Annotated in this window: 10 protein-coding genes; 7 read left to right on the top strand and 3 right to left on the bottom strand. The window is 70.2% G+C overall.

Going from position 1 to position 14,359, the window contains the following annotated elements:
* The first annotated feature begins 34 nt into the window (after nucleotides 1-34).
* Nucleotides 35-691 carry a response regulator transcription factor gene (locus tag ABT352_RS35075; RefSeq protein ID WP_350949325.1) on the top strand — a complete coding sequence of 219 codons (657 nt, stop codon included), beginning with the start codon at nucleotides 35-37 and terminating at the stop codon, nucleotides 689-691.
* A gap of 2 nt (nucleotides 692-693) precedes the next feature.
* Nucleotides 694-1,842 (top strand): sensor histidine kinase, encoded by a 1,149-nt coding sequence (locus ABT352_RS35070; RefSeq protein ID WP_350949324.1) that lies wholly within the window; start codon nucleotides 694-696, stop codon nucleotides 1,840-1,842.
* Between the two features lie 403 nt (nucleotides 1,843-2,245).
* Here the strand turns inward: ABT352_RS35070 and ABT352_RS35065 are convergent, their stop codons facing one another.
* Together ABT352_RS35065 and typA are read right to left on the bottom strand one after the other, a co-directional pair.
* A complete protein-coding gene (locus ABT352_RS35065; RefSeq protein ID WP_350949323.1) occupies nucleotides 2,246-2,869 on the bottom strand; it encodes a superoxide dismutase family protein in 624 nt (207 codons plus the stop codon).
* Nucleotides 2,870-3,130: 261 nt separating this feature from the next.
* Nucleotides 3,131-4,984 carry a translational GTPase TypA gene (gene typA / locus ABT352_RS35060; RefSeq protein ID WP_350949322.1) on the bottom strand — a complete coding sequence of 618 codons (1,854 nt, stop codon included), beginning with the start codon at nucleotides 4,982-4,984 and terminating at the stop codon, nucleotides 3,131-3,133.
* A gap of 224 nt (nucleotides 4,985-5,208) precedes the next feature.
* On the opposite strand from typA, the gene ABT352_RS35055 reads away from it, so the two are divergent.
* The 3 genes from ABT352_RS35055 to ABT352_RS35045 all read left to right on the top strand — a co-directional run bounded on the left by ABT352_RS35055 (nucleotide 5,209) and on the right by ABT352_RS35045 (nucleotide 9,401).
* Nucleotides 5,209-5,985 (top strand): alpha/beta hydrolase, encoded by a 777-nt coding sequence (locus ABT352_RS35055; protein WP_350949321.1) that lies wholly within the window; start codon nucleotides 5,209-5,211, stop codon nucleotides 5,983-5,985.
* 186 nt (nucleotides 5,986-6,171) lie between these two features.
* Nucleotides 6,172-8,217, top strand: a complete 2,046-nt coding sequence (gene pta, locus ABT352_RS35050) for a phosphate acetyltransferase (RefSeq protein WP_350949320.1) — start codon at nucleotides 6,172-6,174, stop codon at nucleotides 8,215-8,217.
* On the top strand, nucleotides 8,214-9,401 hold the full coding sequence (locus ABT352_RS35045) for an acetate/propionate family kinase (RefSeq protein WP_350949319.1): 1,188 nt from the start codon (nucleotides 8,214-8,216) through the stop codon (nucleotides 9,399-9,401). Before pta ends, ABT352_RS35045 begins: the two co-directional genes overlap by 4 nt.
* A gap of 239 nt (nucleotides 9,402-9,640) precedes the next feature.
* Here the strand turns inward: ABT352_RS35045 and ABT352_RS35040 are convergent, their stop codons facing one another.
* Nucleotides 9,641-11,074: an aldehyde dehydrogenase gene (locus ABT352_RS35040; RefSeq protein WP_350949318.1), complete on the bottom strand. Its 1,434-nt coding sequence runs from the start codon at nucleotides 11,072-11,074 to the stop codon at nucleotides 9,641-9,643.
* 562 nt (nucleotides 11,075-11,636) lie between these two features.
* On the opposite strand from ABT352_RS35040, the gene ABT352_RS35035 reads away from it, so the two are divergent.
* Complete coding sequence (locus tag ABT352_RS35035) at nucleotides 11,637-12,503, top strand: VldE C-terminal domain-containing protein (RefSeq protein WP_350949317.1); 867 nt, start codon at nucleotides 11,637-11,639, stop codon at nucleotides 12,501-12,503.
* A gap of 251 nt (nucleotides 12,504-12,754) precedes the next feature.
* Nucleotides 12,755-14,239: a DUF1996 domain-containing protein gene (locus tag ABT352_RS35030; RefSeq protein WP_350949316.1), complete on the top strand. Its 1,485-nt coding sequence runs from the start codon at nucleotides 12,755-12,757 to the stop codon at nucleotides 14,237-14,239.
* Nucleotides 14,240-14,359 lie beyond the last annotated feature (120 nt).

Genomic DNA, 14,359 nt, shown 5'->3' with positions numbered 1-14,359 from the left:
CGCTGGCGCGATTCGGCCCAGGGGGAGGCACACTGTGCGGGTTTTGGTCGTCGAGGACGAGAGAATGCTCGCCGACTCGATCGCGGAGGGGCTGCGCGGGGAGGCGCTCGCCGTCGACGTCGCCTACGACGGGGAGGCGGCGCTGGAACGGCTGCGGCTGCACGCCTACGACGTGCTCGTCCTGGACCGGGACCTGCCGGTCCTGCACGGCGACGACGTGTGCAGGACCGTGGTCGCCGAGGGCGGCCAGGTGCGGATCATCATGCTCACCGCGGCGGGCGACGTGCGCTGCAGGGTGGAGGGACTCGCCCTGGGCGCCGACGACTACCTGCCCAAGCCGTTCGCCTTCGAGGAGCTGACGGCCCGCGTCCACGCGCTGGGCCGCCGGGTGCGCCCCGCCGACCCGCCGGTGCTGGTGCGGGCCGGCATCAGCCTGGACCGGGCGCACCGGCAGGTGTTCCGCGACGGCCGTTACGTGCCGCTCGCCCGCAAGGAGTTCGGCGTGCTGGCCGAGCTGCTGCGCGCCGCAGGGGCGGTGGTCTCCAGCGAGACGCTCCTGGAGAAGGTGTGGGACGAGCACACCGACCCGTTCACCAACACGGTGAGGACGACGATGATGAAGTTGCGCCGGAAGATCGGCGACCCGCCGGTCATCGAGACCGTCACGGGAGTGGGATACCGCATTCCATGAGGATGAGCGTTCGTTTCCGGCTCGCCGTCATCTGCGGCACGGTGACCCTCTACGTCGGGGTCATGCTGGTCGCGGGACTCGCCTTGCTCGTACGGCAGAGCCTGGAACCCCGTGACGGGCTGCGACATCCCGCGTACATCCAGGTCGCGGGCCGGTTCTACAGCCCGGAGCATTCCGAGTATCGGGTGGCGGAGCAGCGCGTCGCGCAGGTGAGGCGCGTCTACCAGGCCGACACGATCAGCAAGGTCCTCACCCTGGGCGGCCTCGCGGTGTTCGTGAGCGCCGGGCTCGCGACGGTGATCGGCTGGCGGGCCGCGGCCTGGGCGCTCCGCCCCGTCAGGGAGGTCACCGCGAGCGCGCGGCACATCGCCCAGAGCCATGACCTCAGCGGCCGCATCACCTACGCCGGGCGCGACGGCGAGGTCAAGGAGCTCGCCGACATCGTCGACACCATCGTCGGCCGCCTCGCCCGCTCCTTCGACGGTCAGCGGCGCTTCGTCGCCAACGCCTCCCACGAGCTGCGCACCCCGCTCACCATCAACCGCACCCTCGTGGACGTGGCGGTCAGGAGGCCCGACGCGACGGAGGACGTCAAGCGGCTCGGCGAGTCCCTGCTGCTGGTCAACGCCCGCCACGAGCGGCTGATCGACGGTCTGCTCGCCCTGACCGAGGGCGAGCAGGCGGTCCTCGACCGCCGTCCCTTCGACCTGACCGACGTGGTCGAGCACGTGCTCGACCTGGCGGGCAAGGAGGCGGGAGAACGCGAGGTGGCCATCCACCGGCTGCTGGACCCCGCGCCGACCGCCGGTGAGCCGGTGCTGGTCGAGAGGCTCGTGCAGAACCTCGTGGAGAACGCGATCCGGCACAACCACGCCGACGGCGAGGTGTGGGTCTCCACCCGCTCTCGCGCCGACCGGGTGGAGCTGGTGGTGGCCAACACCGGGTTGCCGGTGCCGCACTACGAGATCGAGACGATCTTCGAGCCGTTCCGGCGGCTGCACGGCGACCGGCTGCGCTCCGAGCGCGGCAGTGGTCTGGGCCTGTCGATCGTGCGGGTCGTCGCCGAGGCCCACGGCGGCACCGTGACCGCGAGCTCCCGGGAGGAGGGCGGTCTGACGGTCGCCGTCGAGCTGCCGCGCGAGAGTCCCTGACGCCCGGTCGTCGTATCGGGCGCGATTCCGCGACCGGTTCCCCGGCACGGGGAGTCCTCGGCCGGATCGGCCGACCGGCGCTCGGCTGGGGCGATCGGTTCCCCGGCATGGGGGGTTCTCGGCCGGATCAGCTGACCGGTGCTCGGCCGGGGCGATCGGTTCCCTGGCGTGGGGAGTCATCCCCGGGGCCTTTGGCGGCCCGATTCGGGTGGGTCCGGTATGGCTCCTTCTCCCCACCGGAGCCGTACCGGACGAAGACGTCAGGTGAGCAGTGTCACGAGCGCGGCGAAGGCCACCCACGCGAGCAGCAGGGCCAGGTGCATCCGGCCGGTCAGGACCTGCATGGTGATCCCCCCTTTCTACGGGGAATCCTGCCCGGCCGCTCTTGGAAGGCGGTTGGGAGTCACTGGTTCCCGGTGATCACACCGCAGGCGATGCGCCCGCCGGAGTCTCCCGCCTTGAGGGTCTCCGCGTCCGGGCCGGTGCCGGGGGTCGGGTCGGCCGGGTGGCTGTAGCGGTCGGGAATGTTGGAGTGGTTGTCCGGCAGGGCGTGGATGACGACGGCACTGCCGTCGCCGTCGAAGAGCTGCCCCACCCTGAACCGGTCGGTCACGACGGTCGCCGCACCGGTGCCGTCGGCGGCGACGAGGAGGTTGGGCAGGTCGCCCGAGTGGTCGCTGTGCTTGACCGGCGGGATGGTGAAGTGCGGGCCCGCGCTGGCGAAGGGGCTGCCGGTGACCGGGTCGATCGCCTTCGGGTCGCAGACGCCCTTCGTGTGCACGTGGAAGCCGTGGTATCCGGTCGGCAGACCGCCGACGGTGATCGTCAGCCTGGACTTGCCGTCCGGCTGCTCCGCGATGCTCAGGGAACCGACGTTCTTCCCCGCGGTGTTCTTGATGACGGCCTTGGCCGACGACTGGGGTCCCGGCGAAGAAAGCTGTGAGATCTGCGATACCGCCTGGGCGGCCGGAGCCGGCACCGTCGTCCCGAGCGCGACGGCCAGGGCGAAACAGGTTCTGTGAAGCATGAGATATCCCCCCGTACGAGTCCCGGGCTCCCCGAGACGGCGGGGAGCCCGGTACAGGCTTCCTACCCCAGGTGGGGGCCGGAACCGGGGGCACCACGCCGTCTCAACGGGCAAAGCCGTGCCGTGCGAGGCAGTCCGACGCGCGACCGGACCGTACGGAGGCGTACCGCCCGAGGCCGCGCCGGACGAGCGTGACGGGGAGGTCGTACGAGGCGAGACCGCCCTGTCCCGCCGGGGGCCCGGCGGGACGGGGGATGAGGATCAGTTGGCGCGCTTGGCGCGGGCGGTGGTGCGGGCGCGGGTCGAGGCGTCGAGGACGACCTTGCGGATGCGCACGTTCTCCGGCGTGATCTCCACGCACTCGTCCTCGCGGATGAACTCCAGCGCCTGCTCCAGCGAGAGCTGACGCGGCGGGATCAGCGTCTCCGTCGTGTCGCTCGTCGAGGAGCGCATGTTGGTGAGCTTTTTCTCCTTGGTGATGTTCACGTCCATGTCGTCGGAGCGTGAGTTCTCACCGATGATCATGCCCTCGTAGACCTCGGTGGTCGGCTGGACGAACAGGACACCGCGCTCCTGCAGGTTCAGCATGGCGAACGGGGTCACCGGGCCCGGCCGGTCGGCGACGAGCGAGCCGTTGTTGCGGGTGCGCAGCTCGCCGAACCACGGCTCGTAGTCCTCGAAGACGTGGTTCACGATGCCGGTGCCGCGGGTCTCGGTGAGGAACTCGGTGCGGAAACCGATCAGGCCGCGGGCCGGGACCACGAACTCCATGCGGATCCAGCCGGTGCCGTGGTTGGTCATGTGCTCCATGCGGCCCTTGCGGACGGCGAGCAGCTGCGTGATCGCCCCGAGGTATTCCTCAGGGCAGTCGATGGTCACCCGCTCGACCGGCTCGTGGACCTTGCCGTCGACGAGCTTGGTGACGACCTGCGGCTTGCCGACGGTGAGCTCGTAGCCCTCGCGGCGCATCTGCTCGACCAGGATGGCGAGCGCGAGCTCACCACGGCCCTGCACCTCCCACGCGTCGGGGCGGTCGGTCGGCAGGACGCGCAGCGACACGTTGCCGACGAGCTCCTTGTCGAGCCGGTCCTTGACCATGCGGGCGGTGACCTTGGAGCCCTTCACCCTGCCGACCAGCGGAGAGGTGTTGGTGCCGATGGTCATGGAGATCGCGGGCTCGTCGACCGTGATGAGGGGGAGCGGGCGCGGGTCGTCGGGGTCGGCGAGGGTCTCGCCGATCATGATGTCCGGGATGCCGGCGATCGCGATGATGTCGCCGGGCCCCGCCTCCTCGGCGGGCTTGCGCTCCAGCGCGTCGGTCATCAGCAGCTCGGTGATCTTCACCCGCTGGATGCTGCCGTCGGTGCGGCACCAGGCGACCTGCTGGCCCTTCTTGATGGTGCCCTGGTGGATGCGGCAGAGCGCGATCCTGCCCAGGTAGGAGGAGGCGTCGAGGTTGGTGACGTGCGCCTGCAGCGGGGCCGTCGGGTCGTACACCGGGGCCGGGATCGTGTTCTTGATGACCTCGAACAGCGGCTCCAGGTCCTCGGAGTCCGGCATCGCCGCGTCCTCGGGACGGTTGAGCGAGGCGCGCCCGGCCTTGGCCGAGGCGTAGACGATCGGGAAGTCGATCTGCTCCTCGGTGGCGTCCAGGTCGATGAAGAGCTCGTAGACCTCGTCCACGACCTCCTTGATCCGGGCGTCGGGGCGGTCGACCTTGTTGATGCACAGGATGACCGGCATCTTGGCGGCGAACGCCTTGCGCAGCACGAACCGGGTCTGCGGCAGCGGCCCCTCGGAGGCGTCGACCAGCAGCACGACACCGTCGACCATGGACAGGCCCCGCTCGACCTCACCGCCGAAGTCGGCGTGGCCGGGGGTGTCGATGATGTTGAGCGTCATGCCGCCGTGCTTGACGGCGGTGTTCTTCGCGAGAATGGTGATCCCCTTCTCGCGCTCAAGGTCGTTGGAGTCCATGACGCGGTCGTCCACGTCCTGGTTGACGCGGAAGGCGCCCGACTGCCAGAGCATGGCATCCACGAGAGTGGTCTTGCCGTGGTCGACGTGCGCGATGATCGCGATGTTCCGCAGGTCGTCGCGGCTGTTCAAAGGCATGATGGAGTCTCACTCTGTGATCGTGGAGGCTGACCGCGGACTGTGCGGCCCTCCCATTTTAGTTGATCCGGACAATCGCTCTCACGCGTCCGGCAGATGAAGTGCGTCAATTCGCCCGCAGGACACCCTCCGGCCCCCGGCGGAGGGCGGCGGGAGGTAGCGCGGATCGCGGTTTCGGCCTTGCCGCGGCGGGTTCGCGACAGGCACTGCCTAAGCTCGGATCCATGCCTCTCGCACCCTCGTTTCCCGCGATGCTCAGAACCCGGGACAACCTGCGGATAGACGCCGCCCACACCCCCTCACGCGGCGCGGACGATCTCGGGATCGTCCTCGCCCACGGCTTCACCGGATCGTTCAGGGAACGCGCCACACGCCGTATCGCCCACGTGCTCAGCGGGTTCGGCGGGGTGGTGGCGTTCGACTTCAGGGGACACGGTCGTTCCGCAGGTATGTCGACCGTGGGAGACAGGGAGATCTTCGACATGGAGGCGGCGGTACGGCACGCGCGGGCGATCGGCTACCGCAGAGTGGTGACCGTCGGGTTCTCCATGGGCGGTGCGGTCGCCGTACGGCACGCGGGGGTGCTGGGCGGCGTGGAGGCGGTGGTGTCGGTGAGCGCGCCCGCCCGGTGGTACTACCGGGGGACCAGGCCGATGCGCCAGGTGCACTGGGCGATCGAGAGACCGGCCGGGCGGCTCGCCGCGCGGCTCGGCAAGCGCACCCGGATCATGAAGGGCGTGTGGGACCCGCTCCCGCTGGCGCCGTACGAGGCGGCGGCGAAGATCTCACCGGTGCCGCTCCTGGTCGTGCACGGCGACGCGGACCGGTTCTTCCCCCTCGACCACGCGCACCAGATCTACGAGGCCGCGAACGAGCCGAAGGAGCTGTGGATCGAGCCCGGCTTCGGCCACGCGGAGACGGCGGCCACACCGGATCTGGTCCGTCGCGTCGGGAGGTGGGTCGCGACCCGTTCCGGCCCTCCGGAATGTCTATCCTCGTGAAGATTGACCGTATGGCGAAGGCGACGTGACGAGGCGACGCGGCAAAGGTGACGTGACGAAGGTGACGTGACGGCGGCGGGCAGCGGCGACGGCCGCGGGTAGTGGCCCAGGCAGCGGTACGGACACCGGCCCGAGGCGGCGGCACGGGCAGCGACGAGGCGGCGGCGAGGGGACGGAACAGGACGCATGCGAAGCATCTACGTTGCGGGTCTTGGGCGGGGAGACGGCAGGCAGATCGTCGAGCTCGGCATGATGGAGCTGCTGAGCGGGCGGGCCGACCGCACGGGAGTGTTCCGGCCGATCACCGGTGGCGGTGAGGACCGGGTGATGGAGCTGCTCCGGGCCAGATACCGCCCCGCGGCCTCGGCGACCGGGGTGAGCGCCGAGGAGGCCGCGGAGATCTACGCGGAGCGGGGCGCCGAGGAGCTCATCGGCCGCCTGGTCGCCCGCTTCCACACCCTGGAGCGCGAGTGCGACGCCATGCTGGTGCTCGGCAGCTTCTTCGACACCGACGACCTGCCGCGCGAGCTCGCCTTCAACGCCCGCCTCGCCGCCGAGTTCGGCGCCCCGGTGATCGTGGTGGTGGGCGCGCACGGCGACGACGCCGAGGAGATCGCGACGGAGATGCGCACCGGCTACCAGGTCTTCTCCGACCTGGGCTGCACCGTGCTCGCGGTGATCGCCAACCGGGTGCCCGAGGGCACGGTCATCGAGTGCGACCTGCCGGTGCCCCACTACGCCGTACCGGAGCACCCCTCACTGTCGGCGCCGACCGTCGGACAGGTCATGCGGGCCGTGGACGCCGAGCTCATCCAGGGCGCCGAGGACGGCCTGCTCCGCGACGTGCTCGGCTTCGTCTTCGGCGGGGCCACGCTCCCGGTCTTCCTTGAGCACCTCGTCGACGGCGCGCTCGTGATCACGCCGGGCGACCGCGCGGACCTGCTGCTGGTCTCGCTCGCCGTCGAGGCCGCCGGTACGGCGAGACCGGCCGGGGTCGTCCTCACCGTGGGGGAGCGGCCCAGCGAGGCCGTGATGGAGCTCACGGCCCGCCTCGCGCCCGGCGTGCCGGTGCTCGCGGCGAAGAAGGACAGCTTCACCGTGGCGACCACCCTCGCCGAGTTGGAGGGGCGGCTCACCGCGGACAACCCCCGCAAGATCGAGACGGCCCTCGGCCACTTCGAGGCGCACGTGGACGCGACCGGTCTCGCCGACAGGATCGAGCTGACCCGCTCGGAACGGGTCACCCCGATGATGTTCGAGCACACCCTGCTGGAACGGGCGCGGGCCGACCGGCGCCACATCGTGCTGCCCGAGGGCGAGGAGGACCGCATCCTGCGGGCGGCCGACATCCTCCTGCGGCGCGGCATCGTCGACCTCACCCTCCTGGGCAGGGAGGACGTGGTGCGGCGGCGGATCGGCGACCTCGGTCTCGACCTGTCCGGCGTGACCGTCGTCGACCCGCTCACCTCGCCGCTACGGGAGTCGTTCGCCGAGGAGTACGCGGCGCTGAGGGCCCACAAGGGGATGACCTTCGAGCCGGCGATGGACGTGGTCGCCGACGTCAACTTCTTCGGCACGATGATGCTGCACCGGGGCCTGGTGCACGGCATGGTCTCCGGGGCCGCGCACACCACGGCCGCCACGATCCTGCCCGCCTTCCAGATCATCAAGACGGTGCCCGACACCTCGATCGTCTCCTCGGTCTTCTTCATGTGCCTGGCCGACCGGGTGCTCGTCTACGGCGACTGCGCGATCAACCCCGACCCCGGCGCCGAGATGCTCGCCGACATCGCGATCTCCTCGGCACGTACGGCGAGGCGGTTCGGCGTCGAGCCGAGGATCGCGATGCTCTCCTACTCCACCGGCGAGTCGGGCAGCGGCGCCGACGTCGACAAGGTCCGCGCCGCCACCGCCCTGGTCGCGGAACGGGCACCCGACCTGCTGGTCGAGGGGCCGATCCAGTACGACGCGGCGGTGGACGCCAGGGTCGCCGCCGCCAAGCTGCCCGGGTCGCGGGTCGCCGGCCGGGCGACCGTGCTGATCTTCCCGGACCTGAACACCGGCAACAACACCTACAAGGCCGTGCAACGCTCGGCCGGAGCCGTCGCGGTCGGACCCGTCCTGCAGGGACTGCGCAGGCCGGTCAACGACCTGTCGCGCGGAGCCCTGGTCACCGACATCGTGAGCACCGTCGCCATCACCGCCGTACAGGCGCAGGAGGTCACCGAATGAGCGAACGAGCCGCGCGGACGACCGAGGTCTCCGGCCTGGACGGGGGTGCCGACCACGTGCTCGTCCTCAACTCGGGGTCCTCCTCGCTGAAGTACCGGCTCCTGTCCGGCGCCGAGCGGCTCGCCTCGGGAACGGTGGAGCGCATCGGCGAGCCCGGCTCCCCGGTACCCGACCACCGGGCGGCGCTGAAGGCCGTCGCCGAGCGGCTCGCCGCCGAAGGACTGGGACTCGACTCACCGGAACTCACCGCGATCGGGCACCGGGTGGTGCACGGGGGGACGGACTTCACCCGGCCCACCCTCGTCACCGACGAGGTGGTGAGAGGGATCGAGCGGCTCATCCCGCTCGCGCCGCTGCACAACCCCGCGAACCTGGCGGGCATCGAGGTCGCCCGGCGGCTCCGCCCCGACCTGCCGCAGGTCGCCGTCTTCGACACCGCCTTCCACGCCACGATCCCCCCGGCCGCCTCGACGTACGCGATCGACCGCGAGGTGGCCGCGCGGCTGGGCGTGCGGCGTTACGGCTTCCACGGCACCTCACACGCGTACGTCTCGCGCCAGGCCGCACTCCTCGCCGACGGGCCCGAGGCCAACGTGATCGTCCTGCACCTCGGCAACGGGGCCAGCGCCTCGGCGGTGTCCGCGGGGCGGTGCGTGGACACGTCCATGGGCATGACCCCGCTCGAAGGGCTCGTGATGGGGACCCGCAGCGGCGACCTGGACCCGGCGGTGGTCCTCTACCTGGCGCGTACGGGGGGCATGTCCCTCGACGAGATCGACGCGCTGCTCAACCGGCGCAGCGGCATGCTCGGTCTGTGCGGGGACAACGACATGCGCGCGGTGACGGAGCGGGTGGCCGCGGGCGACCCCGACGCCGAACTGGCCCTCTCGGTCTACTGCCACCGGCTCCGCAAGTACGTCGGCGCCTACTACGCCGTCCTCGGCACGGTCGACGTCATCGCCTTCACCGGCGGTGTCGGGGAGAACTCCGCCCTGGTCAGGGAGCGGGCGCTCGCGGGTCTCGGGGCGCTCGGCATCGTCGTCGACCCGGTGCGCAACGCCCGCGGCGACACGCTCGTCTCCGCCGACGGCGGGGCCGTGAAGGTCGCGGTGATCCCCACGGACGAGGAGTTCGAGATCGCCCGCCAAACTCTTTCCGTCGTTTCCCGAACCTTTCGCGGCTGAAAGACGTCTATCACGGCAGCGGATGGAATCCGCCGGGAGAAGTGCGCGAAACCGAATCATCGTTCGGTGATCGTCGTGGGCCATACTTCTCGTGGCCGGACGGTCGCCCAGCGTCGCGGGGGTGCGTTGGGCGGCCGTCCGGCGGTGTGCCCGTACGGCTCGTCGCGAGCCGTACGGGCACACCTGGGGGTGGCTGCGGAACGGTGCGAGCCGTACGGGCACACCTGAGGGCGGTCCCCTCAGCCCAGACGGGCGATCGACTTGTACTCCAGATAGGCGGACAGCCCCTCCGGGCCCAGCTCGCGGCCGAGGCCGCTGCCCTTGAAACCGCCGAAGGGCGAGCTGTTCTCGATCATGAAGAGGTTCACGCCGTAGGTGCCGGTGCGCACCTGGCGGGCGATGTCCATGCCGCGCTCGGTGTCGGCGGTCCACACCGTCCCCGCCAGGCCGTAGTCGCTGTCGTTGGCGATGCGGACCGCGTCCTTCTCGTCCTCGTACGGGATCACGGCCAGGACCGGCCCGAAGATCTCCTCGCGGGCGATGCGCATCTCGTTGGTGGCCCCCGCGAAGACGGTCGGCGCCACGTACCAGCCGCGGTCGTAGGGGCGCTCCAGGCCGCCGACGACCGGCTTGGCGCCCTCGTCGATGCCGATCCTGATGTAGTTCTCGACCCGCTCCTGCTGCCGCTTGGCGACCATCGGGCCGATGCCGGTGGCCGGGTCGGCGGGGTCGCCGACCGGCATGCCCCGTATCATCGCCGCGACCGCGTCCACGACCTCGTCGTAGCGGTTGCGCGAGGCGAGGATGCGGGTCTGGGCGACGCACGCCTGGCCGTTGTTCATCAGCGAGGCGATCGAGAGGAAGCCCATCGCGGAGGGCAGGTCGCAGTCGTCGAGGATGATCGCCGCGGACTTGCCGCCCAGCTCCAGGGTGCACCGCTTGAGCTGCTCGCCGCAGATCGCCGCGATGCGCCGCCCGGCGGCGGTGGAGCCGGTGAAGGCGACCTTGTCCACACCGGGGTGGGAGATCAGGTACTCGCTCGTCTCGCGCCCGGCGGCGACGATGTTGACCACGCCGTCGGGGATGCCCGCCTCCTTGATCATCTCGGCCAGCAGGTAGGAGTCGAGCGGGGTCTCCGGTGCGGGCTTGACCACGACCGTGCATCCCGCGACGAGGGCCGGGGCCAGCTTGATCATGATGACGAACTGCGGGACGTTCCACGGGACCACCGCGGCGACCACGCCCACCGGCTCGCGGCGGACGGTCACGCTGCCGAACGTTCCCGGGCGCTCCTCCTCGACGGGGAAGGTCTTGCCCAGCTCGGCGTAGTACTGGAGCATGCCGAGCGGCTGCGGGGCCTGCGCCAGCTGGGAGAAGGTGATCGGGGAGCCCATCTCCAGGGTGATGAGCTCGGCGATCTCGCCCTGGCGGGCCGCGTAGATCTCGGCGAGCCTGCCGACGACGGCCGCGCGCTCGGCCATCGTCATCCGGGGCCACGGGCCGTGGTCGAACGCCTGGCGGGCGGCGGCCACCGCCCGGTCCATGTCGGCCGGGGTGCCGTCGGGGACCCGGCCGACGACCTCCTCGGTGTGAGGGGAGACGACGTCGATGACGCCGGTTCCCGCGGGGGCCACCCAGTCGCCTCCGATGAAGAGCGTGTCGTGCTGGCGCATGATGTGTTGCCTCCTGGTGGGCGGGCCAGAGTCGCGATTCTCGGATGGTCTCATCGGCTGGGGAGGACGCGACGCGCCCTGCCGGTGCTTGAGACGCTGTTTGAGACCGAATCATGTTCTACCGCTGATGACAAGAGTCGCCGGACGTCTTCGGAGCCCTTCCCGCGCTCTCGCCGTGTCCTCGTCGGACTCCTCGTCACGCTCTTGGTCGGACTCTTCGTCGCGCTCTTCGTGACGCTCGTGGGGCGCTCTTCGTGACGGTCCCGGCGATGGCATTCGCGGGGTCTTGACGGTGGTCTTCGTGATGCTCTTCCCGGCGCGGACGGCGTGGTGTGTTCTGTGCGAGGATTGGCCGGAGTGACAGGAGTGGCATGTCATGCAGTGCTTATTTAAATCACCCTAAAGGGGCATATAGTTCACCAATGGTGCGCGAGTTCCTTCGTTCCGGTGGCGAGCGTCAAGATCGCCTTCTATAGTTTCGCTCCGTCTATGAGGGGGCTTCGGAGGTGAACGAAGCGTGAGGACGGCTCGCGCAGCCGCATTGGCTGTAACACTCACCGTGATGCTCCTGTCGCCCGCCGTCGCCGGAGCCGCGCCCCTCCAGACCGCCAGGCCCGACCCCGAGGCCGAACTCAAGAGGCTCACCCAAGAGGCCGCCGCGATCAACAAGAGCTACCGCGGTCAGGTGCAGAGCCTGGAGGAGACCCGGGTCCAGGCCGGCAAGGCCACGACCACCGCCAAAAGCCTCAGGCGCGCCCTGGCCAGGGCCGAGACCGACGTCGTGCGCTTCGCCCAGACCGCCTACATGGGCGGCGCCCTCGACGACGGCAGCCTGCTGAGCTTCCAGGGCGACGCCAACCAGGCCCTCAGCCAGGCCGCCACCATGTCCCACCTGGCCAGCCGCCGAGCCAGCCAGCTCAACAAGGTCAGGGACCTCGTCAAGAAGGCCAAGACCGCGGAGAAGTCCGCCGACGCGAAGATCGTCAAGCTCAAGAAGGACATCGCCGACCTCAAGCGGCAGCGGGTCAGGATCGAGAGACTCCTGGCCAAGTACGGCTTCCAGACCCCCTCGGGCAACGGCGGCCTCACCCCCCGTACGGTCACCATGCGCAACCTCGTGCTGCAGAACTTCCCGATGCCCTACGGCTACGGCTGCCTGCGCCCCGGCGACCCCGGCGAACACGGCAGCGGCCGGGCCTGCGACTTCATGATGAGCTCCGGCGGCAGCGTCCCCGCGGCCGACGCCCTGGCGCGCGGCAACCGCCTCGCCCAGTGGGCCATCGACAACGGTAACCGCCTCGGGGTCATGTACATCATCTGGCAGCAGAGGTACTACGACGTCCGTACGGGCGCCGGATGGAAGATGATGTCCAACCGAGGCGGCAACACCGCCAACCACATCGACCACGTTCATATCTCGATGTTCTGAGCTGCCAGGCTTCCGACCTGCGGTGATCTCGTTGAGATCGATCGACCTTGCCCTGCGGGATCGGACCCCAGGCCGCGGACCAGGCGTACTCCGTAGACGGGCCTGGCACGGGGCGGGCAACAAAAGTTTCGGGCCTTCCCGAAGTTTCCGTTATCCGCTCGTGGCCTGGGGGTCTCCTGTATGGCGGCACATGCGAGCGCCGCCAGACGTCCCCTCCGAGATTCCCCAACAGGACAAGGACTTCATTCACTATGAGCACAACCGCCTCGCGCGGCATCCGAGCCGGACGCGGGTCCGTCGTACGCCAGGTCCGCCGCCTGTCGCTGGCCGGTGTTCTCGTCGGCCTCCTGGGCGCCTCCATGGTGAGCGTCACCTCTCCGGCCGCCGCGGCCGAGGTGCCCCTCTCGCAGGGCCGTACCGCCACCGCCTCCTCGGCGGAGCGCGGTGACCTGTCGGCCGCGGCCGCCGTCGACGGCAAGGCCGGCACCCGCTGGGGCAGCAAGTTCAGCGACCCACAGTGGCTCGCGGTCGACCTCGGCAGGTCCACCGCCATCAAGAAGATCGTCATCAACTGGGAGAACGCCTACGCGACGGCGTTCCAGATCCAGACCGCCGCCGCCGGTGACGGCCCCTGGAAGACGGTGCACAGCACCACGGCGGGCAAGGGCGGCGTCCAGACCATCAACCTGTCGGCCACCGGCAGGTTCGTGCGGCTGTACGCGACCAAGCGGTCCGGCCGGTACGGCGTCTCGCTGTGGGAGTTCCAGGTCTTCGGCACCGGCTCGGGCACCACGAACCCGACCCCGACTCCCACCTCGACCCCGAAGCCGACCACCACCGCGACGCCCAAGCCGACGTCCAGCGCCACCCCGACCACCACCGCGCCCGCCGTCGGCTGGGTGCCGGTGAACCAGGCCGCGTGGAAGAAGGCCCTGGACGTCTACAACAAGGTCGCGCCCCAGGCGGTCCCCGCGGGAATCGTGAGGGTCCCCGAGTTCCACACCAACTGCACGGTGGCCAACGAGGCCAAGGACGACCCGATCGTGCTGCCCGGCCTGGTCGGCGCCTCCCACCTGCACACCTTCTTCGGCCCGAAGGTGTCGGCGAACACCACGACGGAGGACCTGCTCAAGAGCGCCACGACCTGTGACGCTCCTGGGGACAACAGCGCCTACTGGGCACCGACCCTGCTGAAGAACGGCAAGCCGGTCCCGATGAAGAACTTCCGCGTGTACTACGGCTCCCGGCTCAAGGACCCGTCGGAGGTCGTACCGTTCCCGCCTGGCCTGCGCGTGGTGCAGGGCGACGCGAAGCGGCAGGTGGCGACGCCGAAGGGTGCCTCCGGCCAGTTCTGGTGCGCCGGCAGCGCGGAGACCGGCCGCAGCGCCGACGGCAACTGGCCCGTCTGCGCCCCGGGCGGCAACCTGATCTACCAGCTGACGTTCCAGGATTGCTGGGACGGCAAGCACATCGACTCGCCCGACCACAAGTCGCACATGGGGCCGGCCAAGAACGGCACGTGCTCCGGTGACTACCCGGTCGCGGTCCCCAACCTCTCGTTCATGCTCGGCTACGACTCCCTCGGCGGTGACGGCCTGGCGCTGTCGTCGGGCCTGCCGTCCTCGATCCACGGGGACTTCATGAACGCGTGGACGCCGGAGACGCTCGGCGCGCTCGTGAAGGTCTGCCTCAACGCGAAGGCCAAGTGCGGCACCACGCCGGGTTGGGGTCGCTGACCGATCCCCGCCACCACCTCGCATGACATGCCGTGCCGGGGCCTCCTCGTACCCGACGTACGGGTTGAGCGGGGTGACGATCGACGGCGACGACTCCGCGTACTCGCGCATGCGGTCGAC

Origin of the sequence: Streptosporangium sp. NPDC000563, from assembly GCF_040299985.1 — a bacterium.
GTDB lineage: Bacteria > Actinomycetota > Actinomycetes > Streptosporangiales > Streptosporangiaceae > Streptosporangium.
This window is presented reverse-complemented; position numbering and strand designations above follow the sequence as displayed.

Bases quoted from the DNA above. Each gene is read 5' to 3' on its own strand.
- ABT352_RS35035 (WP_350949317.1), top strand. From the start codon at position 11,637: ATGCTCCTGTCGCCCGCCGTCGCCGGAGCCGCGCCCCTCCAGACCGCC.
- typA (WP_350949322.1), bottom strand. From the start codon at position 4,984: ATGCCTTTGAACAGCCGCGACGACCTGCGGAACATCGCGATCATCGCG.
- ABT352_RS35070 (WP_350949324.1), top strand. From the start codon at position 694: ATGAGCGTTCGTTTCCGGCTCGCCGTCATCTGCGGCACGGTGACCCTC.
- ABT352_RS35065 (WP_350949323.1), bottom strand. From the start codon at position 2,869: ATGCTTCACAGAACCTGTTTCGCCCTGGCCGTCGCGCTCGGGACGACG.
- ABT352_RS35045 (WP_350949319.1), top strand. From the start codon at position 8,214: ATGAGCGAACGAGCCGCGCGGACGACCGAGGTCTCCGGCCTGGACGGG.
- ABT352_RS35055 (WP_350949321.1), top strand. From the start codon at position 5,209: ATGCCTCTCGCACCCTCGTTTCCCGCGATGCTCAGAACCCGGGACAAC.
- ABT352_RS35030 (WP_350949316.1), top strand. From the start codon at position 12,755: ATGAGCACAACCGCCTCGCGCGGCATCCGAGCCGGACGCGGGTCCGTC.
- ABT352_RS35040 (WP_350949318.1), bottom strand. From the start codon at position 11,074: ATGCGCCAGCACGACACGCTCTTCATCGGAGGCGACTGGGTGGCCCCC.
- pta (WP_350949320.1), top strand. From the start codon at position 6,172: ATGCGAAGCATCTACGTTGCGGGTCTTGGGCGGGGAGACGGCAGGCAG.